At 40.8% G+C, this 22,340-nt stretch carries 19 protein-coding genes and 1 pseudogene; 13 read left to right on the top strand and 7 right to left on the bottom strand.

Annotated features, from left to right (window positions below):
• Nucleotides 1-117 precede the first annotated feature (117 nt).
• Nucleotides 118-2,253, bottom strand: a complete 2,136-nt coding sequence (pdsS, locus tag I6F41_RS05710) for a proteobacterial dedicated sortase system histidine kinase (protein WP_197107916.1) — start codon at nt 2,251-2,253, stop codon at nt 118-120.
• Entirely contained in the window at nt 2,253-2,942 is a 690-nt protein-coding gene (gene pdsR, locus I6F41_RS05705; protein ID WP_011327326.1) for a proteobacterial dedicated sortase system response regulator, read from the bottom strand. The genes pdsS and pdsR overlap by 1 nt, the downstream gene beginning before the upstream one ends.
• A 202-nt stretch (nt 2,943-3,144) precedes the next feature.
• Between pdsR and pdsO the strand changes: the two genes are divergently transcribed.
• The 3 genes and pseudogenes from pdsO to I6F41_RS18005 form a co-directional block, all read left to right on the top strand.
• Nucleotides 3,145-3,879, top strand: a complete 735-nt coding sequence (gene pdsO, locus I6F41_RS05700) for a sortase-associated OmpA-like protein PdsO (RefSeq protein WP_197107915.1) — start codon at nt 3,145-3,147, stop codon at nt 3,877-3,879.
• A gap of 26 nt (nt 3,880-3,905) precedes the next feature.
• On the top strand, nt 3,906-5,900 hold the full coding sequence (locus tag I6F41_RS05695) for a marine proteobacterial sortase target protein (protein WP_089367806.1): 1,995 nt from the start codon (nt 3,906-3,908) through the stop codon (nt 5,898-5,900).
• Nucleotides 5,897-6,385, top strand: a pseudogene (locus I6F41_RS18005) (class GN sortase); the annotation flags it as partial. The gene I6F41_RS05695 and the pseudogene I6F41_RS18005, both read left to right, overlap by 4 nt.
• On the opposite strand, the gene I6F41_RS05690 reads toward I6F41_RS18005, so the two are convergent.
• The gene (locus I6F41_RS05690) at nt 6,385-7,374 is read right to left on the bottom strand and encodes a DMT family transporter (RefSeq protein WP_041454657.1); all 990 of its coding nucleotides are present in this window, start codon (nt 7,372-7,374) and stop codon (nt 6,385-6,387) included. The pseudogene I6F41_RS18005 and the gene I6F41_RS05690 overlap by 1 nt on opposite strands.
• A gap of 118 nt (nt 7,375-7,492) precedes the next feature.
• Here I6F41_RS05690 and proB point away from each other — a divergent pair, with 118 nt between their 5' ends.
• The 4 genes from proB (at nt 7,493) to I6F41_RS05670 (ending at nt 11,117) form a co-directional block, all read left to right on the top strand.
• Complete coding sequence (gene proB / locus I6F41_RS05685) at nt 7,493-8,596, top strand: glutamate 5-kinase (protein ID WP_011327331.1); 1,104 nt, start codon at nt 7,493-7,495, stop codon at nt 8,594-8,596.
• A gap of 176 nt (nt 8,597-8,772) precedes the next feature.
• On the top strand, nt 8,773-9,132 hold the full coding sequence (locus tag I6F41_RS05680; protein WP_011327332.1) for a glutaredoxin family protein: 360 nt from the start codon (nt 8,773-8,775) through the stop codon (nt 9,130-9,132).
• A gap of 38 nt (nt 9,133-9,170) precedes the next feature.
• A complete protein-coding gene (gene gltX / locus I6F41_RS05675) occupies nt 9,171-10,655 on the top strand; it encodes a glutamate--tRNA ligase (RefSeq protein WP_089367808.1) in 1,485 nt (494 codons plus the stop codon).
• A 162-nt stretch (nt 10,656-10,817) separates the two neighbouring features.
• Nucleotides 10,818-11,117, top strand: a complete 300-nt coding sequence (locus tag I6F41_RS05670) for a 2OG-Fe(II) oxygenase (protein ID WP_182683805.1) — start codon at nt 10,818-10,820, stop codon at nt 11,115-11,117.
• Between the two features lie 4 nt (nt 11,118-11,121).
• Here I6F41_RS05670 and I6F41_RS05665 read toward each other — a convergent pair whose 3' ends face one another.
• Both I6F41_RS05665 and I6F41_RS05660 read right to left on the bottom strand, forming a co-directional pair.
• Nucleotides 11,122-11,514: a hypothetical protein gene (locus I6F41_RS05665; protein ID WP_182683804.1), complete on the bottom strand. Its 393-nt coding sequence runs from the start codon at nt 11,512-11,514 to the stop codon at nt 11,122-11,124.
• A 104-nt stretch (nt 11,515-11,618) separates the two neighbouring features.
• Nucleotides 11,619-12,404: a CPBP family intramembrane glutamic endopeptidase gene (locus I6F41_RS05660; RefSeq protein WP_231613427.1), complete on the bottom strand. Its 786-nt coding sequence runs from the start codon at nt 12,402-12,404 to the stop codon at nt 11,619-11,621.
• Nucleotides 12,405-12,607: 203 nt separating this feature from the next.
• Here I6F41_RS05660 and I6F41_RS05655 point away from each other — a divergent pair, with 203 nt between their 5' ends.
• The 3 genes from I6F41_RS05655 (at nt 12,608) to I6F41_RS05645 (ending at nt 15,032) form a co-directional block, all read left to right on the top strand.
• Nucleotides 12,608-13,309 carry a DUF3581 domain-containing protein gene (locus I6F41_RS05655; protein WP_182683802.1) on the top strand — a complete coding sequence of 234 codons (702 nt, stop codon included), beginning with the start codon at nt 12,608-12,610 and terminating at the stop codon, nt 13,307-13,309.
• 157 nt (nt 13,310-13,466) lie between these two features.
• The gene (locus tag I6F41_RS05650; RefSeq protein WP_041454344.1) at nt 13,467-14,714 is read left to right on the top strand and encodes a DEAD/DEAH box helicase; all 1,248 of its coding nucleotides are present in this window, start codon (nt 13,467-13,469) and stop codon (nt 14,712-14,714) included.
• Between the two features lie 105 nt (nt 14,715-14,819).
• Nucleotides 14,820-15,032 (top strand): hypothetical protein, encoded by a 213-nt coding sequence (locus tag I6F41_RS05645; RefSeq protein ID WP_041454345.1) that lies wholly within the window; start codon nt 14,820-14,822, stop codon nt 15,030-15,032.
• 173 nt (nt 15,033-15,205) lie between these two features.
• Here I6F41_RS05645 and I6F41_RS05640 read toward each other — a convergent pair whose 3' ends face one another.
• Nucleotides 15,206-16,162 (bottom strand): methylenetetrahydrofolate reductase, encoded by a 957-nt coding sequence (locus I6F41_RS05640; RefSeq protein WP_011327340.1) that lies wholly within the window; start codon nt 16,160-16,162, stop codon nt 15,206-15,208.
• Nucleotides 16,163-16,433: 271 nt separating this feature from the next.
• On the opposite strand from I6F41_RS05640, the gene I6F41_RS05635 reads away from it, so the two are divergent.
• The 3 genes from I6F41_RS05635 (at nt 16,434) to I6F41_RS05625 (ending at nt 20,971) form a co-directional block, all read left to right on the top strand.
• Nucleotides 16,434-19,313 (top strand): M16 family metallopeptidase, encoded by a 2,880-nt coding sequence (locus I6F41_RS05635; protein ID WP_197107914.1) that lies wholly within the window; start codon nt 16,434-16,436, stop codon nt 19,311-19,313.
• Between the two features lie 173 nt (nt 19,314-19,486).
• On the top strand, nt 19,487-20,305 hold the full coding sequence (gene cysE / locus I6F41_RS05630) for a serine O-acetyltransferase (RefSeq protein WP_011327343.1): 819 nt from the start codon (nt 19,487-19,489) through the stop codon (nt 20,303-20,305).
• Between the two features lie 18 nt (nt 20,306-20,323).
• Nucleotides 20,324-20,971 carry a hypothetical protein gene (locus I6F41_RS05625; RefSeq protein ID WP_011327344.1) on the top strand — a complete coding sequence of 216 codons (648 nt, stop codon included), beginning with the start codon at nt 20,324-20,326 and terminating at the stop codon, nt 20,969-20,971.
• A 7-nt stretch (nt 20,972-20,978) separates the two neighbouring features.
• On the opposite strand, the gene xseA is transcribed toward I6F41_RS05625, so the two are convergent.
• Complete coding sequence (gene xseA / locus I6F41_RS05620; RefSeq protein WP_089367813.1) at nt 20,979-22,313, bottom strand: exodeoxyribonuclease VII large subunit; 1,335 nt, start codon at nt 22,311-22,313, stop codon at nt 20,979-20,981.
• Nucleotides 22,314-22,340: the final 27 nt, after the last annotated feature.

Here is a 22,340-nt window from a genome sequence, read left to right as displayed (position 1 = left end):
GTTAGGGTTTTGCCACTGAATTAAAAGTGAACAGTTACATTTTAACTCTTACTAAATTGTAACCCAAAAAAAGCCAACCCAGTGGCGAGTATTAGTTAAGTAAATTACAACCCACTTTTACTTAACTAATGGCAGGCTTACAGTAAACACTACGCCATCGCCCTGCTGATTGTTTTTAGCGGTTACACTGGCATTATGGTAGTCGCACACCAACCTTACAATATAGAGTCCTAATCCTAAATGTGGCTGTTGCTGCATTTGCTGGCTACGCACCGACACCATAGAATCAAAAATATGCTCAGTTAAACCTGCAGGTAATAATGGACCATAATTCCCTACGGTTAAAATTGCTGCACTGTCGTTTTGCTTTAAGCTAACACTAATTGGCTTTTCTGCGTGGCTAAATTCAATTGCATTATTAATTAACTTATCGAGCAGTTGCGCTATAAACTCTGGTGCGCCTTGCATAGGAAGCGCAGCTTGGCATATATCAAGTGTAAACAGCTGCTTAGGGTAAGTCAGCTGGTAGCCCTGCATGCAGCCACTTATTACTTTTTGTAAGTCGAATGGCTCAGGCTCATTGCTTTGAATACTTTGCTCTAAGCGAGTGGCTTCGCTCATGGTGGTAATAATTTTACCTAAGCGTTCAACGCCTTCACTGGCGCGATCTAAGTACTTTTGACTCAGCTCGCTTTGTGGTTGCATTTGTAGGTTTTCGAGCGATGAGCGCACTACCGCAACAGGTGTACGCAGCTCGTGCGATAACCGCGACGACATATTTTCTAAATAGTTGGTATAGCCACCAAGGCGGCTGACTATATTAGCAAAACTGCGTGATAGATCGCCAATTTCGTCATTAGCATCGCTGTAATTAATACTGCCAGTAACTCGCCCTTGTGCATCTATAGCTTGCTCTGCAGTATCGCGCAAACGCCTAATACGGCTCGATATTCGAGAGGCAAAAAAGAATAACGTTACTGTGCCAATAAGCATCACGGCTAAAATAACGTTAAATAATTTTTCGAGCGATTTATTACGCAGTGTACGTACGCCATTGGTAGTTTCCTCGGCTATTACCGCGCCAATTACTTTATCTTGGATCCAAATAGGGTAAGCAGCCGATAAAATAACGGCTTTACTGTCGGGGGTTAATCGCCACGATGATGCAGGCTGGCCTTTTAGTGCTTTGGCTAAATGACTGCCTTGCATAGCTGCTACGTCGTGCAGAGTATCTAAAAATTCGTTTTCGGGGCGTGTTAAAATTTTATAATAAAGGGGATGCAAGTAGTTTTGCTCAAACTGTTGCCACCAAGTTTCAGGAGCTTGATTGGCAAGGCCGTCAGCCCATACGCCATCGGCATGATGAATCGAGCCCGATTGTGCTAATACTCTATGATGCTTATCGACCACCCAAATACGGCTGCCACTGTGGCCCATGCCTTTTAAAATACGATTAATTTCGGGAGAGGGCACAAGTACTGAACCTAAATCGCTGGGGTTATTTAAATTTGAGGTCGACATTATTTTAGGTTCTAACAAGGGCTCTTTGTTATCTACATCAACAATGGCAAAGCCAAGCTTATTGCCAAGCATACTAATAGGAAAGCGTAGCTCAATATTGTAGCCAGCCGTCGTACTGCTAAAATAGCCCTGAATTTTTGTAAAGGGTACTTTGCTATCTGCATTAAAAGCGTTTACCCAGCCATCTTGCCGTGGCGCAATAATATAGCGGTTAAACTGCCCATCAGGTGTTTTTAAGCCAATTTTTAAATGGTCGTTATTAGTAATACTTAAACTGTTTTTTGGCCGATAAACGAGTTGGTTATCAGTTACTTTAAACAGTGCATAAAGGTAATTATCAAACTTTCCTACCATGTGCTCAAACGACAGATCGCTGGCTTGATGCTTGTTGTCGGTTTTTTGTAAGTAGCGTTTGTCGTATTGCCAAAATAATGCCTGATAGCTCTCCCAATCTGTGAGCTTACCATCGAGTTGAATAGGATTTTTAAGGTTGTACGCGTATAGATCGCGGCCCTTTACAACTTGATCTAAAAAACTAGTTTGCTGATCAAATAATGCAGGGCGTTCATGCAGGGCAGTGGCGAGGGCACGGGTAGTGCCTACTAAGGTTTTTTCTTGGCCTTGGCGTAAAAACTTTTCCATTTCCCACACATATTCGTAGCCCAACCAGGGCAATAAAAATAAAAAGCAAGAAAGTAAAATAAACTTACTACGTAGGCCAAATCGCAACATTAAATTTGCTCCCACCTGTAGCCCATGCCATACACTGTATCTATGCAGTCAAAGTTACTATCGAGTGCTATAAATTTTTTACGAATACGTTTTACGTGTGAAGTTATGGTGCTGTCGTCTACATAAATTTTAGCATCACTCATTAATTCATTACGGCTTTTAACATGTCCGGGGCGCTGTGCGAGGGAGTGCAACATCCAAAATTCGGTTACTGTTAAATCAACTAATAGTTGTTGCCAAAACACCTGCATGCGCTGTGTGTCGAGCGTTAGCGGCCCACGAGTTATAAGTGCATTTTCGTCGGCAGGTTGTTTAAGTGCTTCCATACGACGAAATAGCGCACCAATACGCGCCGCTAAATGAGCCAAACTAATATCTTTTGTGAGGTAGTCGTCGGCGCCCATACGTAGGCCGCATACAGTGTCTATTTCGCTATCGCGAGCGGTTAAAAAAATAATAGGCAGCGTTTTAGACAGTGAGCGCAATGTTTGGCACAGCAAAAAACCACCATCTATTTCATTACCTAAGCCAATATCAACAATGGCTAAATCGGGCAGGGCATTTTTAAACGCCGCTTCTGCGCTACTACGATTTGCATACCCAGTTACCTGATAACCTTGTGCGCTGAGCATTTCAGTGTAGTTTTCGCGAATGGCGGGTTCATCTTCAATAATGGCTATTTTTTTCATTTCTGGGTTTATCCTCTTTATTACCAACGCACTATAACGAAGTTTTTAAGCTAAGTACGCTTAAAAAGGCAATTGCCTTTTTTTTGCCACAATTGCTCAGTGGTTTGCCATTTTTGCTCCCCTTTGTTGCCACTTGAGCTTGTTTTAATACACCCATCAAAACAAAACATCATAAATTAAAAAGTAAGTTTAAGGATCAATCATGAAGAAGACATTAATAGCGCTAACCCTAGCGGCCGTTTTTTGCGGTCCCGCATTAGCATCAACCTCTAATAATACGGCTACAAAAGAAGCGCACACCAAAACCGCAATAGGCTTAGGATCGGGCGCTATTATAGGTGGTGTAGTAGGCGGCCCTATTGGTGCTTTTGTGGGAGCATTTGCTGGTGGTTTAATAGGCGATGCAAAAGTTGCTGATAACAAAATTGCCCAGCAACAGCGTGCAATAATTGTAATGACAGAAAAAACCAACGACTACCAACACCTGCTTAGCCATAACAGCCAGTTAGAGCAACAAATCGAAGTGCTTGCTAATCAAAATGAGCAGTTAACACAATCGCAAATTAATAATTTACTTGCCATGACAGTACAGTTTAAAACCGGCTCACGTGTTATTGCGCCACATTTTGCATTGCAGTTAGACCAACTCGTTACGCTTTTAAAAAACCAGCCACAGTTAGCGCTCGATTTAAGTGGGTTTGCCGATCAACGCGGTGATGAACAAGCCAACCTTTTACTTTCAAAAGCACGTGTAAATGCGGTGCAAAGCTATTTAATAAAACAGGGCGTAAGCCACACGCGCTTAAGCACGCAAGCATTTGGTGAGCAGCAAACACTTGCTAAAACTAACACAGTAGAAGACAACACGTTTGATCGGCGGGTAACCCTTACTACTCGTTTAATAAATCCTGTAAATAGCCAAACAGCAAGTAATTAAATTAAAGCCTTCGATGGAGTGATTTTATGTTTTTTTTGAGTAAACCAAGCAAAGTGCTTACCCTTAAATGGGTAAGCCTTTTTACACTGGGTATACTGGTGATGTTAACGAGCTTTAAAAGCCACGCACACTCTCCCAAGTTAGAACTTTTTGATAGCAGCGGCGCACAAGCAGGCCCTGCAATAATATTAAAAAGTGATGCAAATATGACATTAACCGGACTTATAAATCATGTTGTAGTTAAACAAACTTATCAAAACCAAAACCCGTTTGCTGTTAATGCGCGTTATGTGTTTCCGCTGCCCGATGAAAGCGCAGTACATGCTATGACCATGCGTATTGGCGAGCGAGTAATTAAGGGCCAAATTGATAAAAAAGTGGCGGCCGAAAAAAAATACGCAGAAGCCAAACAGGCCGGCAAGCAAGCAGCACTAGTACGCCAGCAACGCGCTAATATGTTTATTACAAACGTAGCTAATATAGCCCCTGGGGAGCAGGTTATTATTGAGCTGGAATATCAAGAAATAATTGATTACAGCAGCGGCACCTTTACAGTGCGCTTTCCGGGCACAATCACACCGCGTTATCATGTAACCCAAGGTGAAATTGACATAAATAAAGAAAGCCAAAAACCAACTAACTCGCTACCACATGGTTGGCTAAGCCCAGTTTATAGCACGCAAAAAAATGACGATAAGCCAAGTAGTCAGTTTAATTTAAACTTAGATATAGACGTAGGTTTAGAGCTGGTAGATATAAATTCTAAATTTCATAATGTAAATATTCAAAACACTGCATTTGGACAATACTCAATAGAGTTAAATGAGCAAAATGCGCTAAACCGCGACTTTGTACTGGAGTTTAAACCTCTGCAAAAAGAGCAAGCCCAAGCTGCATTTTTTACCGAGCAGTTTGAAAATGGCGAGCGCTACGGGCTCGCTATGCTAATGCCGCCTGCAGATAACTTTATAGCAACGCAGCGATTAGCCCGCGAAACAGTATTTGTAGTCGATACTTCGGGCTCTATGCATGGGCAGTCTATGGAGCAAGCTAAAAACGCATTGTTTTATGCGCTATCGCTGCTAGACAGTAACGACAGTTTTAACATTATAGGGTTTGATAATGTAGTAACCCTAATGAGCGATAAACCTTTAGTTGCAAGTGGCTTTAATTTACGCCGCGCAGAGCGCTTTATATATGGGTTACAAGCCGACGGCGGTACAGAAATACAAGGCGCACTTGATGCCGTTTTAGATGGTTCGCAGTTTGATGGTTTTGTACGCCAAGTAATATTTTTAACCGATGGTAGCGTAAGCAACGAAGATGCACTGTTTAAAAGTATTCAAGCTAAATTAGGCGATAGCCGCTTATTTACAGTTGGTATTGGCAGCGCCCCCAATAGCTTTTTTATGCGCCGTGCGGCAGATGTAGGCAAGGGCTCGTTTACTTTTATAGGCAGCACTAGCGAGGTGCAACCTAAAATGCAGCAGTTATTTGATAAGCTCGCACATCCTGCAATTACTAATTTAGCGCTAAGCGATGAAAACGGTAATAGCCTAGACTTTTGGCCTTCGCCACTGCCAGATCTCTATTTTAATGAGCCAATAATGGTGGCTATAAAGCTCAATAATGCCAGTAATGTAATATTAAACGGGCAAACTGCACAAGGGCCTATTAGTATTAACCTAAACACACAAGCAGGCTCAAATGCTAAAGGAATTGCTAAGCTGTGGGCTCGTCAAAAAATTAAGTCGTTGCTGCTCTATAACTCACAAAATGCAGTTAAAGACGAAGTGCAACAATTGGCGCTTACTCATCAATTACTCAGCCCATTCACGGCTTTTATAGCAATAGAGCAAACACAAATTAATCCAATAGCACAACAAACAGCTAATGCTACTAACGCAGTTCCTCAGGGTATGGCAATGCGTTTGCCACAAACCGATGGGCAAAGCAAAGTACATATAATATTAGGAATTTTATTGTTAAGTGGGTTTGTGCTAGTAAGGCGTTTTAAATGAAAAAGTGGCTAAGCGCGGGGCTATTAATACTTGGTTTGGGGTTATTTGGTCATGGCGCTTACATGCAAGGCAAAGCATGGCTGGCGCAATTACTAATTGAACAGGCCTGGCAGCAGGCTCTTAAAACGCCTGAAGCAAAAGTTAAGCCATGGTTTTACGCCGATAGTTATGTAACCGCACAATTAAATTGGCCGGCGCATAATGAAAAACTCACCGTATTAGCAGGTGCTAGCGGGCGTAATTTAGCTTTTGCGCCCAGCCACTTTTTACCCGCAGCAGAGCTTGGTAGTAAACAAGCTGGGGCACTCATTGCAGGGCATAACGACACTCACTTTGCTTTTTTACAGCACGTTAAAGTGGGAGAGCAGTTTACCCTGCAATTACAAAATGGCACCTTGCAGCATTATAAAGTAACCGGCAGCGAGGTAATTCATGAGTCAGAAAACACATTTTTACACACTGCACAATTGTATTTACTAACGTGCTACCCTTTTGACGCGTTAGCATCGGGAACCGAATTTAGGCTATTGGTTTCGGCCGATATGATATCGGAGGTAGTAAGATCGGTGGAAATATCCTCGCCCGACTCGGCGCTGGGGATATCAACCACTAATTCTTGATGACGTTGGCTGATCATTACGCCAACAAATACCACAAATATACTCAGCCACTGCCACAAGTTAAGCACTTCATTTAAAATGATGGCCGAAAGAATCAGCGTAAATATAGGAATTAAATTTGAATAAGCCGCTGCGGTTAATACCGATACCTTACTAATAGCGTAGTTATACATACCATAACCGCCTAAAGTAACAAACGAGCCTAAATATAAAATACTTAATAAAGCGGTTATATTGTGTTGATTTTCGCTTGGTAGGTCGATAAAAAGCAAAAACGGTGCAAAAAATAAACTGCCACTAATGCCTTGCAGCGCTATAAGCGTTAACGGTGAATAACGACTCGCTAAGTGTTTAATGCAAACGGTATAAAACGCCGCACATACCATGGCCATAAGTTCTAAAAAATTACCTAATAATGGGTTAGGCGCTTGATCGGAGTTTGGTGAAAGCACAGTGAGCAAAATGCTGCCACCAATACAAAAAGTAAAGCCAATAATAATAGATTTACTGATGTATTCTTTAAGCATAAAAAAAGCCAGTACAGCAATAATAATAGGCAAGCACGACACAATTACCCCCGCCTGCGATGCCGAGGTATATTCCATTGCATGGCCTTCAAATAAAAAGTACAAGCAAGGCTCAGCCAGCGACATAGCAATTAAATACTTCCAGTCACCAACTCTGTATTCAAAGCGTATTACATAGCGCCATAAGCACAGCGATAAAAATAATGTGGTTAGCATGCGTAAAAATATCACCAAAGCGGGGTCGTAAATAGCAATGGCATACTTAAGTGCAATAAAGGAACTACCCCATAAAAAGGTGGCAATAATTAAACATAAACTGGCAGGCATAGCAGGTAATTTACACAATTGAATAAAATCAGATCCTAGCATGAATATATTTTACTTGTTGAAAAATACCCAGCTGGTATAAATAAATTCATCTTTAATTATTCAGTAGTAAAAATAAATGCAAAGGGATCAGGTAATCGTTGTAAAGCTAGGTACAAGCGTACTGACTGGCGGCACCGATAAGCTAGATAAAGCGCATATGGTTGAACTAGTGCGCCAATGTTGTGAGCTTAAAAAGCAAGGGCATCACGTTATTTTAGTTTCGAGCGGAGCCGTGGCGGCCGGACGAGAACAATTACTAAAGCCCTGTGGCCGCAGCGTAATAGATAAGCAAATGCTAGCAGCAGTTGGTCAAGGCCAGCTCATTCATATTTGGCAAAGCTTGTTTGCTTTGTATGGTGTAAACGTAGGGCAAATGCTGTTAACCCGCGCCGATGTTAACGACCGAGAGCGCTATTTAAATGCCCGCGATACACTAAATGCATTATTAAACTACGACGTAGTGCCCATCATTAACGAAAATGATGCGGTTGCTACTAGTGAAATAAAAGTAGGCGATAACGATAATTTATCAGCGTTGGTGGCTATTTTAGCTAATGCCAATAAGCTGTTATTGCTTACCGATCAAGAAGGATTATTTACCAGCGATCCGCGCACTAATGCCGATGCCACATTAATTGGTGAAGTGAGTGATATTAACGACGAATTGCGCCAGCTTGCTGGTGGTAGTGGCACAAACTTGGGCACCGGCGGTATGGCAACCAAACTACAAGCAGCCGACATTGCAAGGCGTGCTGGGGTTGAGGTTATAATTGCCAAAGGTGCGGGTAAAAATGTCATTTTAAAATGTATGAGCGAGCAACTGCCCGGCACACGTTTTTTAAAGCTCACTGCGCCAAAAGAAGGGCGTAAAAAGTGGTTACTCGCTGGACCTAAAAGTAGCGGGCAAATTGTTATTGATGCCGGTGCAATAACCGCGCTGCAAACTAAAGGTGCAAGCTTACTTGCTAAAGGCGTGACCAATGCGTTGGGGGCATTTGAGCGCGGCGATCTAATAAGTGTAATAAATAGCGACAAACAACTTATTGCTCGTGGGTTAACCCGCTTTAGCAGCAGCGAAGTTAATAAAATTAAAGGCGCGCACTCTAAGCAAATAGGTGAATTACTTGATTACGATGGCGGGGCAGAAGTACTGCATCGCGATGACTTAATTTTACTGTAATAAAAAGCAGTATAGCTGAATAAATAAGCTCCCATTTTAGTAGCTAAATAATTAACCTGACCCGAGGTTGAGCTTACAAAGCTCAAATATACTGGCTGAGTATATTTGAGCTTTTTTGCTGCTATTTTTGTGTTAAAATCTGGCACCTTAAATTTGTTGTAAATAGAGTGCAGTTAATGAAATTAGTTCGTTGGTTATTAGGAAGTATAATTTTATTCTTTAATTTTGTATTTACGCCACGTAGTAAAAAACGTGCTCCAGAAGTGCAACAGCAGCTTGATCAGCAAACCGCACAATTTAAGCTTTATCAATTTAAAGCATGCCCGTTTTGTGTAAAAGTGCGCCGTGCTATTAAGCGCGAAGGCCTTAAAATAGAAACGCGTGATGCAAAAAGTAATGAGCAATATCGTCAAGAACTGCTAGAACAAGGCGGAAAAGTTAAAGTGCCTTGTCTGCGCATCGAGCAAAATGGCCAAGTAACTTGGCTATACGAATCAAACGATATTATTGCTTATATAAACAAAGTAGCAGCATAAATAACTTTACCATCTCACTTATTAAAAGAGACATTACCATGACAATTCGCACCCGTGTTGCCCCGTCGCCAACTGGCGACCCGCATCTTGGCACCGCTTATATCGCCTTATTTAATTACTGTTTTGCTAAACAGCAAGGTGGTGAATTTGTACTTCGCATTGAAGATACCGACCAAGTACGTAGCACTGCCGAGTCAGAGCAAGCAATTATGGATAGTTTGCGTTGGTTAGGACTCGAGTGGGATCATGGCCCAGATGTGGGCGGTGAGTTTGGCCCGTACCGCCAGTCTGAGCGTAGCGATTTATACAAAAAATACGCACACCAACTCGTTGACGACGGCAAAGCATTTTACTGTTTTGCAACAAGCGAAGAGCTGGATAAAATGCGCGAAGAGCAAATGGCAGAAGGTCTACGCCCTAAATACGACGGCCGTGGCTTAAACCACACAGACGACGAAATTAAAGCAAACCTAGCAGCGGGTAAACCTTACGTTATACGTATGAAAATCCCTAGCGAAGGCACTTTTAAATTTAACGACTACCTACGCGACGAAATTGAGATCCCGTGGGAAAACGTCGATATGCAAGTGCTATTAAAAGCTGATGGCTTCCCAACTTACTTTTTAGCGAACGTAGTTGACGATCACCATATGCAAATTAGCCATATTTTCCGTGGCGAAGAGTGGATTAACTCAGCGCCTAAACTATTAAAACTTTACGAAGATTTTGGTTGGGAAGCGCCAGTACTTGGGCATTTACCGCTACTGCGTAACCCAGATAAGTCAAAACTGTCTAAGCGTAAAAACCCAACCTCTATTAACTACTATAAAGAAATGGGTTACCTGCCAGAAGCCGTGCTTAACTATTTAGGCCGCATGGGTTGGTCAATGCCAGATGAGCGTGAAAAATTCACTCTTAACGAAATGATTGAAAACTTCGATATGAAGCGCGTGTCACTAGGTGGCCCAGTATTCGACGTAGATAAACTTAGCTGGTTAAACGGCATGTGGATCCGCGAAAACCTAACTGACGAGCAGTTAATTCAGCGCTTTGTTGATTGGAAGTTTAATGGCGAAATGCTAGCTAAAGTATTACCAGAAGCCAAAGCACGTATTAACACATTGTCGGACTTAGTTGACTTAGCAGGGCACTTTGTAGGCGGTATACCTACTTATGATCCTGCGCTATTAACAGCGGGCAAAGCCGATGAAGACGTAATTCGCCAAGCACTACAATTTTTTGTATGGCAGCTAGAAGGCCTACGTAGCTTTGATAAATCAGCTATTTTTGCCATTGCAAAAGAAGTAGCAACGTTCCACGAGCTTAAAATTAAAGACTTTTTAGAGCCGATTTTTGTGGCAATTACGGGTAAAACGTCATCTACCTCTGTGCTTGATGCTATGGAAATATTAGGCTCTGACCTATCGCGTGCTCGTTTACGTGTAGCATTGGCGCATTTAGGTATTTCTAAAAAGCAGGCTAAAAATATCGAACGTGCCTACCGCGAATACCCAAGTGCATAATTGCTAAATAATGCATTTTTAAAAGCCGAGCTTAGTAAATAAGTTCGGCTTTTTTGTTTCAGGTTGTTTAGTTATATGACATCGTATTTTGATATTGTTTAGTCTAAGCATTCATAATTTACTAAATGCTACAATGCGGCATATAAACTCATAGGAGGCAGTATGATTGCAACCGTTAAAAACAAAGCCATTTTTAGTAGTCGTGTATTTTCTATAAATTTAGTTACTTACCCTACAAACCACAGCGTTATGAACCATATTGATCCGGTGCAGCAAGGGCGCTATTACAAACTCAACTTTGTATTAGTAAAACCTAAAAGCGGTGGGGTGTTTAAATGCGCTAAATGTATTATTAACTGGTTTAATAGGGTGTATTTATTTAGGCCCGATAAGTACGAACACAGCGTATCTAAAATCGAGTCTGGAAAGCGTGTGCTACTGAGCTTTGCACTTAATATATGATTTATTAATAGTCGTAGGCCTGTCCGGTACATAAAACAGATAGGTCGCAATACGATACAGAGGTTTCGCTACAAGAGTTAATAGTAAAAGCATTTGCGCCTCTGCGCATGGCATCAGCTTTAAGTAAATCAATAGCATTTGATTTAGAACGGTTATAGCTTACATTATTGTTACCCATACCATCGCCATCACAGCTTTCACCTGCTATTCGGCCTAAAAGTGTAGCGCCACTTTCGTGTGCTTCTTGGTCGCTGTAAAACTGCTGCAAATCTCTTTTATTAACGTAGGTACCAATTTCTTGAGATAAAACGTCGTTGTTTATATCAGTATGAAAAGTCATGTTTGAGCAACCACTTAAAGTAGCCAGTGCAGTTATTATTGCCATAAAACGTAGCATATTAATTAGTCCTTTAATTTATTGTTTGAAGTAGTAAATTACTAACAAAATCAGATGTGGGCAATGTTTACTACTGAGTAAATTGTTAGTATTTGTAAATGACTTTATATGCACTCGGTTTTACTTAGCATAGGATAAGTAAACAAAAAGAAATGACAAATATTTACTAACCAATGGCATAAAATAGCCCACTCTAAACGCTGCGTTTTATAAAAAACATAGCCGTATCCCAAACCTGCAATAAATGAAACTAATACATAGCTAACTCCCCCAGCAAAATGTGCCAAAGCAAAAATACCTGCAGTAATTACAGGCGCAAATATTGCCAAGCGGGTAGGCGTAATAATTTGGCTAAGCTTGGTTTGTAATAAGCCTCTAAATAAAGCTTCCTCAGCAACACAGGTAAATAAAAGGTTTATAGCAATAAATGCTAACCAGAAGTCAGGAACCTTAGGGTTAAAGCTTACCAGCCCAAGCATTAAAGCTGCAGTAAGTGCGGCTAAAATGGTAGTAATAATTATTAAAATAGGGGGGTTAATTAATGAAGTCGTCTTTTTAGACTCTGCTTTTAAAGGCTTTATATTTGAATAAAAGTAAGCACAAAGAAAGAGGCCAGCCATAGCTTTATCAAAATTAGCATAAAGGGTAAAAGCAATTGCATCGCTGGTAATATGCTCGTTTATAGCAATAGGAAGGTTGTTAAAACCAGGCACCCAATGAAGCGCTAATGCCAATGAGGAAACTATAAAAACAGTGCTTAAAATAGCGCGTATTATTGTTTGCTTTGTATATAGCACAAAGTGATATAAAGCAACGTAAAGCCCAGTACTGAACAGTCCATATAAATTTATATAACCCTCAAAATACGCACATATAACACTTAAAGCCATTAAGTAGTGCCAAAGTGGTTGCCGTATTATTGATACTTTACAGTACGGAAAAACACATATAATCGATAATGCTAATAAATAAAAAGTCATTATTTTTTTATTACTCTGTTTTATTTAGTAACTAATCTAACAGATTCGACCTCTCATTTTATTTTTTCTGTTAGTATAGCCAGGTTATAAGCCGTTTAAGTAGTGAACACCCTATGTTAAGTCCTTTTTATCAGCAACATGCTGATTATGTTTCGATCTCTCGTGAGCAAGGCTGTCGTTTCGCCAAGTGTATTGCTGATGATTACAACCCACTTCACGATAAAGATGCGAAGAAATTTTGTGCTCCAGGAGACTTACTTTTTTCATTAGTATTAGATCGTTACGGTATTAGTGAACGCATGGAGTTTACTTTTGCGGGTATGGTTGACGAAAATACCAAACTTAGCTTCCCTGCAGAGGCCGATGAATTTGATGTAACAAACGGCGATAAAGTAATTTTAAAGGTAAAACGCGAAGGTAAAACCAGCAAATGCCCAGCACTTACTAATAGCTTGATTAAAAATTATGTTGAGTTTTCAGGCGCAGCGTTTCCGCACGTGATTATTCCGCTCATGGGTAAGCAAGAGGTAATGATTAACCCTGCACGCCCGATGATTATTTACGAATCGATGATTATAAATCTTGATACTGTTGAAATTAGTGCACCGACACTTGAATTTGCAGAGCCTAGTTTTGAATACACAGGTAAACGCGGCAAAATTACTTTGCGCTTTAATTTGCTAGAAAACGGTAAAAAAGTGGGTTTTGGTGAAAAGCACATGGTGGTATCGGGTATTCGCGAGTACTGCCAAGCTACGGTTGATGATTTGATTGCTTTTTACAACGAGCGCAAAGCAAATTTAAAACCAGCTTAAAAACGAGATGAATTTTAAAAGGTGCTATTTAGCGCCTTTTTTATTGGCACAAATAAAAGCAGATAAATACGATTAAATAGTTTTCTCAAGCACTCTAATTTACGGCATGAGTGAATATGAGTACAATAGCGCTCTTTGTCATTTTAAAGCTAAGCCTATGTCTGCCACTACGTTCTCATCACTTAATCTCGACCCGTTGTTATTAACTGCGATTGAGCAAAATAATTACACTCAACCTACCGCAATTCAGATTAAAACCATCCCGCCTATTTTAGCGGGCAGTGATGTAATGGGCAGTGCACAAACTGGCACAGGTAAAACCGCAGCGTTTGTACTACCACTGCTACACAAACTTTTAAACACCCCTAAAAAAGATGAGCCAGGTGTTGCTCGCGTGGTAATTTTAACGCCAACTCGCGAACTTGCTCAGCAAGTATTTGCCAGCTTTGAAAAATATGCCCAAGGCACCAATATTAAAGGGGCATTAGCGTATGGCGGCGCAAGCATAGGCCCACAAATAAAAGCCCTAAAAGATGCGCAAGTAATAGTAGCCACCCCGGGGCGCTTACTCGATCATATTGTTAAAGGCAGTGTGGTGCTTTCAAGTGTTGACTCACTGGTGTTTGATGAAGCCGATCGTATGCTTGATATGGGGTTTATTGACGAAATTAAACGTATATTGCGCCATATTCCAGGCGATCGCCAAACTTTGTTATTTTCGGCGACTTTTGATGACAGCGTATTTGCGCTTAGTAAAAAACTACTTAAAAACCCAGAATTAGTTGAAGTTGATAAACGCAACTCAGCAGCAGTTGAGGTTGAGCAAGTAATTTACTCAGTAGACGAGGATCGCAAGCGCGAGCTGGTATCGCACATGATCGGCATGAAAAATTGGCGCCAAGTGCTTATTTTTACCCGCACCAAACAAATGGCCGACCAACTGGCTAAAGAAATGTGTAAAGACGGTTTAAAAACCGAGTCAATCCATGGTGATAAATCACAAGGCGCACGCGACCGTGCACTACAAAACTTTAAAGAAGGCATTACCCGTGTATTAGTTGCTACCGATGTAGCCGCACGTGGCTTAGATATTCCAACACTTAGATTTGTAATTAACTTTGAACTGCCATACATAGCCGAAGACTACGTACATCGCATTGGCCGTACAGGTCGCGCTGGTGAGCAAGGGCTTGCAATGTCGCTAGTAAGTATTGACGAGCAATGGTTACTTGAAGAAATAGAAGTACTGTTAGATACCCGCTTAACGCCACAGTGGCTAGCAGGCTACGAGCCAGATCCAAACAAAAAGCCAAAAGATAACCGCAAAAACACCAATAAATCACGAAAAGACCGCGATAAAAAACGCATTACAGGACAAAGAGAGCCAAGTAGAAGACGTAAATAACAGTTTTTTAGTTTTGACTTTCAATTGTCAGTGAAATAATACGACCCCGAAAAATAGCCGCGGGGTTGTATTAGGCTAAATTTAGCATTTAAAAGGAATTAATTTATGAACAAAGTTACTAAAACATGGTTGCTGTATTCAGGCATAGGTTTAGTTTTATCGCTGGCAATAATAAGTTTATTAGATATTTTTATCAGCTTTAGGTTTATATCTAACGAAGGAGTTATTTTTGGTGTTATGTGCGCTGCTATGGGAGCTGCGTTAAAAAGCTATTCAGGGCAAAAGGTTAGTAACAAAAGCGGCCAGCAACAAAAGTAAACATAGTTAATATTGATAATAAAGCGCAAAATGCATTTAGCACATAACTGCTAATTTCCCCTTACCTTTAACTAAATACGTTACTTCTCAAATTTAAAATAAAAAAAGGCAAGCTATAAGGCTTGCCAAAGAGTGTAACTAATTAATCTGGTTTTGTATTAAATGCTTAGCCCTTAAGCTATTAACTTTTCAGCTAGATTTAATTCCATGGTGGCTTTTAATAAGCGGTATAAGTTAATTGATGCGTCAATTTCTTCTTTACGGTTAGTTAAGCTTTCTATATTTAAGCCCAGCGGCACGTTTAAATGCGCACAGCTTTTAAGTATTAAATCGAGATTTTCGCGGCAAATACGTACCGATTCACTCAGCGTATTGTTCGCATCAAGCATGCGCCATTTAGTGGCCTCTGGCACTGAGATCCCCAACCATTGCATAAACTCTAAGGTTTTTTCGCCGCCGCACGGAGTAAAAGTTAAAATAAGGCGCTTAGGCTCAAGCCCTTGTGCTTTACAACTACGTGCATAGCTAGTTATTAACTCTATTGTTGCTTGTGCGTCGTAAACCGCTTGCGAAATAAAGAACTTACAGCCTTGAGCGGTTTTTTCTATTAGGCGCTCGTGTTCATTACGTTTATTAGAATGACGCTCTGCAATAGTAACGCCGCCTAAAAAGAAGTCATCAGATTGCTCTGCCAGCGTTTTATACGCATCTGGTAGGCTTAGTTTTATATCGCCTATCGATGATGGGCTACCTACTAAAACAATATTTTTTAAATCGTAGTCGTTTTTAGTTTCACTTAGCCAATCTTTAAACTCGTTCGCACTGCGTTGCGCCACACTTTTATAGGTAATTACATCAAGGTGCGATAAGCCACGTAATAGGTTGCTGTATTCACGTGGATCGACAGTTTGCCTAAATGGAAACGGACGCGCTTGATTAGTACGGCTGCTTTCGTCTTGAATGTCGTAAATTATTACGCCGTCGTATTCAATTTCGTGTAGGCGACCCAATAGCTTTTCTGCAATGGTTTTTAGTTGCGCTTTATCGGTACCAATTTTTGGCGGCGTAGTACCAATAAGGTATACGCCTTGATTGCTATCTTCTATTTTCTCTTGAAGTGATAAAGCCATAATCCTCATTCCAGCTTAGTTTGTTACGATGGAATTAATATAGCAGCCATTTAGATGGCTAGATAGCTTTATTTAATGAAAGTTTTTCAATCGTAGTGAGGTTTATTCATACAAGCTCGTTACCAATTAGTAAATTTGATACAGTTGTTTACATAATAACAACGCTTTAGGCTCTTATTATTGGCGGCTTTGCGGCATAATCAGATGGTACTTTTTATTAAACTAGCTCAACGTTTAGCGATTAAAATTGATTGCTATAAAAGGAAAAACAATGAAATTTAAATTTTTAGCAACCAGTTTAGCGGTATCGCTGGCACTGTCGGGTTGCGCTATTGAACAAAATCAAACGAGCCAAGCAGTAACACAACAACAAACAAACACTACGGGCGAGGGCGTTTTTTCACAAGACTACTTACTAGAAGAGCTTGAAAATGGCTTGCGCGTTATGGTGGTTAAAACCGATTACCCTGATGTAGTCTCGTTGCAAATTCCTGTATCGGTAGGATCACGTAATGAAACGCAAGCGGGTAAAACGGGCTTTGCGCATTTTTTTGAACACATGATGTTTAAAGGCTCTGAAAAATTTCCTGAGGCCGTGTATTCAAGTATTTTAAAAAATTCTGGCGTTGATAACCGCGCTTACACCACCAACGATTACACTAACTATCATTTAAACTTTTCAAAGCAGCATCTTGATAAAGTACTTGAACTTGAAGCTGATATTTTTCAAAATTTAACCTATACCGAAGAGCAATTTAGAACCGAAGCGCAAACGGTAAAAGGCGAGTACTTAAAAAATAATGCCAGCCCAGTGCGTAAATTACTTAGCGCAGTACGCGAAGAGGCCTTTGAGCAACACACTTATAAACACACCACTATGGGCTTTTTTAAAGACATAGAAGCCATGCCTGATCAAATGGCTTATGGTAAAGAATTTTTTGCCAAATTTTATAAGCCCGAATATGTATCACTTGTAATTGTGGGTGATGTAGACCCAAAAGCCACTATGGCTATGGTTAAAAAACACTGGGGTGCGTGGAAAAAGGGTGACTATGTTGCCGACATTAAAGCAGAGCCAACACAGCAAGCGCCAAAATATAGTCATCAACAAAACCCAGGCTTACCAGGGCATTGGTTATTAGTATCGTATAAAGGCACTGCGTGGGAGCCGGCTAAAAAAGACAGAGCTGCGCTTGATTTACTCTCGCAGCTTTATTTTTCAAACAACTCAGATTTATACCAAGAGCTAGTGGTAGATAAACAAATTGCCAGCCAAATGTTTAGCTATAATCCAGAAACCAAAGATCCGGGTTTACTGCATGTATTTGTAAAAGTAGAAAAAGCAGACGATTTAGCCAAAGTACGCGATGCAATCAATCGTACCTACGCCCAAGCGCGTACTGAGTTAGTAGATAGCCAAAAACTCAGCGACTTAAAATCTAACCTTAAATACAGCTTTATAAATGGTTTAGATTCGTCGCAAGCAATTGCTGCAACCCTTGCAAGCTATATGCATTTTGAGCGTGACCCTAGGGTAATAAACCAGCTATATAAAACCTCAGATGAAATAACAGCTGAAGATATTAAAGCAATTGCTAACAAGTATTTTGTTGATAATGCACGCACTACCGTGACTATGTCGGCACTTGATAAAGCGCCAAATTTTGAGCAAGAGGTTGATTTAAACGCACTGGTTGCAAAACTGGAGCAAGCACCTCAGGCTGCTGCATTTAAAGTACTAGATAAAACTAACAGCTCGCCATTAATCGACGTTAACTTTTTATTCAATACCGGGGCTGCTGCTGACCCGCAAGGTAAAAAAGGCCTTGGCGCATTAACTGCAGCTATGCTGGCGCAAGGTGGCTCACAATCAACAAGCTATAAAGATATTAAACAAGCACTTTATCCGCTGGCAGGTAGCTTTGGTTATCAAATAGATAAAGAAATGCTGTCGTTTCAAGGGCGTATTCATAAAGATAACGCTGCTAAGTGGTATGCATTAGTGAGCGATCAGTTACTTAATCCCGGTTTTAGAGAAGATGACTTTAAGCGCCTTAAAAAAGAGCTAATTGACGGTATTAAATCGGGCTTAAAAGCATCTAACGATGAAGAACTAGGTAAAGAAGTACTCTACAGCGCGCTTTACAAAGGCCATCCTTATGAAAGCTACAACTATGGTGATATTTCAGATTTAGAAGCACTTACGCTTGATGATGTTAAAACGTTTTATAACACAGAGCTTACGCAATCTAAGCTAACACTTGGCTTAATTGGTGCAGTACCGGAAAAACTAAAAGCCACTATGTTAGCTGATTTAGCAGGCCTGCCTAAAGGCGAGCAAAGCCGTTTAAGTATTCCTGATGCGCCTGAGCTTAAAGGCCATCATGCTACTATTGTTGAAAAGAGTGCGCAGTCGACAGCGGTATCGTTTGGTTTTCCAATTGATACAATAAGAAGTAGTGAGGATTGGACTGCACTGTGGTTAGTGCGTTCTTACTTTGGTGAGCACCGTAGTTCTAACAGCTTTTTATATGAGCGTATTCGTGAAACCCGTGGCATGAACTACGGCGATTACGCGTACATTGAATACTTTCCGCGTGGTATGTTTCAAACTAAGCCTGATGCAAACCTAGGGCGCTCTGAGCAAATATTTCAAGTGTGGTTACGCCCACTTCGCTCTAATAACGATGCGCATTTTGCGACTCGTACCGCCTTGTTTGAGCTTGATAAGCTAATTAAAAATGGCATGAGTGAAGACGACTTTGAAGCCACACGTAACTTTTTAATTAACTTTGTGCCGCAAATGGTGGCAAGCCAAAATCGCCAACTAGGTTATGCACTTGATAGCCAGTTTTACAATACCGACAGCTTTGTAAGTTACGTAACTAACAAACTTAAAACGCTAACAGTAAAGGATGTAAACCGCGTTATTAAAGATAATCTACAAACCGATAATATCCATTATGTATTTATTACCGGTGACGGCGCTGATATGCAAAAGCGTTTAGCGCCTGAGCAAACATCGCCAATGGTTTATAATACCGATAAACCAGCAGAGCTTGTTGCAGAAGATAAAGTGATTGCCGATTACAAATTAGCTATTCCGGCAAAAAATATTGCAGTAATAGCAGTAGATAAAGTATTTAAGTAAGTTTAAACTTAAAAAAACTAAATGCTCCAACTGTTTTAAATAGTTGGGGCATTTTTGTTTTATAAAAATAGTTATATCTAATAACCACAACAAATAACTAAGGGATTAACACCTTAGTGACTAAATCCGTTAAACTTAGCAAAAGGCTCTTTTTGATCAACAAAGGCAGTAATATGCGACATGAAATTTGGCAACAGCTTCGCAGCGAAGCAAATGAAGTAGTAAAACGCGAACCTCTTTTAGCGAGCCATGTTTATTCGTGTATTTTGAACCATGAATGTTTAGGGGCGGCGCTGAGTTTTATTGTTGCTAATAAATTGGCAGATGCGGTGGTGTCGGCATTTACTATTCGTGAGCTATTTGATCAGTCGTTTGTAAGGTGTGAGCGTATGCTAACGCACGTTGCTCACGATATTAAAGCGGTAAAAGATCGTGACCCTGCAGCCGAAACTTACCTTACGGTAATATTAAATTTAAAAGGTTTCCATGCTATTCAGGCGCATCGTTTAGCTAATTGTTTGTGGACGCAAAACCGTAAAGAGTTGGCGCGCTTTATTCAAAGCCGTAGCTCAGAAGTATTTGGCGTTGATATTCATCCTGCTTGTAAAGTGGGTAAAGGAATAATGTTTGACCATGCAACCGGTATTGTTATTGGTGAAACGGCGGTAATTGAAGATAATGTATCAATACTGCAGTCGGTTACTTTAGGTGGTACGGGCAATGAGCAAGGCGATCGTCACCCTAAAATTAGAGCCGGGGTACTTATTGGTGCTGGGGCTAAAATATTAGGCAATATTGAAGTGGGCGCGGGCGCGCGTATTGGCGCAGGCTCTGTTGTGCTAAGTAATGTACCGCCACACACTACAGCGGTAGGTGTACCGGCAAAAATTATTGGTCGCCCAGATTGCGAATGCCCTGCAAAAAGTATGAACCAAAACTTTTTAGCTAAACCTGAGCCTGAAAATGAATCGCATACTAGCTCTATGCTATAAAGTAATGAGCAATTTAAAATGCTAAACAAAAGTAACTTACTTGGCCTGTGCTGTTTTATTTTAGGCGTAGGATTAACCAGTGGTTACTTTTTGTTTTTACATTCTATGCCTATTCAAGCGCAACAAAGCCAGCCGTTTCCTTATAAAAGTATTGTTATAAAGCAAGCTAACGATGAGTCACTCAATAGTACTGACGAGCATGTTAACCCTGCCGATGGTAACTCCCAGGCTGAGAGTATTGCGCCATATACGCATAAAATTGCCACGCTTACCAATGAGCTTGAGCTTAAAAACAAACAACTTAAACGCGTTGAACAAGCGTTAAAATTAGCGCAACTAGATCAGCTTGATTTTGCTAAGCAGTTAGAAGAGAAGTTTATAGCTGAGGATGAAAATAGCCAGTGGAGCTACGAAGTAGAAACCGCGCTAACTGATTTTTTAATTACCAGCGATTTAAGTAATACCGCGCAACTAACTAGTTTAGAGTGCAAACAAACACTTTGTAAGTTTAGCCTAGTTGCCGATAAAACTAATCAGCAAGGGCATGTGCAGTGGCGCGAGCTGAACGATAAATTAGCGCTAATGCCATGGTGGCAGCAATTTAAGCTCACTTCGTCAAATTCAACCGATGAACAGATAGACTTTATAGTGAGCACTAAAGAGTAAGACGCTGCTAACTTAGTACTTGCGAGTGTAGCGTGCCGTCAACCAGTTCAGTAATTAAAGTATCTCCGACTTTTACATCCGCTACTGATTTAACCACCTTTTGCTTATCTGTTTTTGTAATACTATAGCCTCGCGCTAATACATTAAGTGGACTTACCGAATCTAGGCGACTTGCCTGCAGTGCTAAGCTGTTATTAGCTTGCTGTAATTGCTGCTGTATTGCTTGGTTAAGCCGAGTTTGTAATTGTGCGAGTTGGTGACTTGCTTGAGTGAGCTTTTTGTCGGGTGATTGGCGCATTAATCTAGGCGTTAAATTATTAAGGGTGCGCTCTTGTTGATATAAACTATTACGCATAGCTTGTTGTAGTGCAATGCTTAGCTCATCCAAGCGCTGCGCTTTTTGATTTAACTGATTACGTGGATGGCATAAATTTAACCTGTGCTGTAGTTGTAATGCTTGAGCGCGCTTTTCGCTCATATCGTGTTTAAACGCATTAGCAAGACGGTTAACTAGCTGAGTTACTTTATTATGTAACTCTTGCGTATTAGGGCTTACCAGCTCTGCCGCCGCAGAAGGCGTAGCTGCACGTACGTCGGCTACATAGTCGCTAATAGTGGTGTCGATTTCGTGGCCTACCGCGCTCACAATAGGCAGTTGGCTATTAAATATAGCGCGTGCAAGTTGCTCATGGTTAAAACACCATAAATCTTCTAAAGAGCCGCCACCACGCCCTAAAATAAGCACGTCTACTTCGCTGCGAATATTAGCCAACTCTATTTGTTTAATTAACTGCAGATGTGCGTCTTTACCTTGCACCATAGCTGGGTAAATAATAACTTCTAACTGCGGTGCGCGGCGTTTTAGTACGGTTAAAATATCTTTTATGGCCGCGCCAGTTGCAGAGGTTATTACCCCGATACGGTTAATGTTTTGCGGTAGAGGTTTTTTATAAACCGAGCTAAATAGCCCCTCAGCGGCTAAACGCATTTTTAGGGCGTCAAACTCTTGCTTAAGTTGTCCTTCGCCAGCAGGTTCCATATGCTCAACAATAAGTTGATAGTCGCCGCGTGGTTCATAAAGTGAAACGCGCGCTTTTACCGTTACCTGCGCACCGTTAATGGGTCGGTAACTTTGGTTACGATTATTGCCGCGCCACATGGCTGCTTTTATTTGTGCTTTATCGTCTTTTAACGAAAAATACCAATGCCCAGACGCCGGAGTAATAAAGTTCGAAATTTCGCCAGTTAGTACCAGCGAGGCAAAGCCTTGCTCGAGTAGGGCGCGTATTTCTCTATTAAGGCGTGACACGGTGTAAATCGTTTGCAAAGGCTTCGAAAACATAAAAAACTACCAAAAACTATTTATAAC

This window comes from Pseudoalteromonas sp. SCQQ13, assembly GCF_015864415.1.
Taxonomy (GTDB): domain Bacteria; phylum Pseudomonadota; class Gammaproteobacteria; order Enterobacterales; family Alteromonadaceae; genus Pseudoalteromonas; species Pseudoalteromonas nigrifaciens.
The sequence above is the reverse complement of the archived record's forward strand: the minus strand, read 5'-3'. Positions and strand labels throughout refer to the sequence as shown.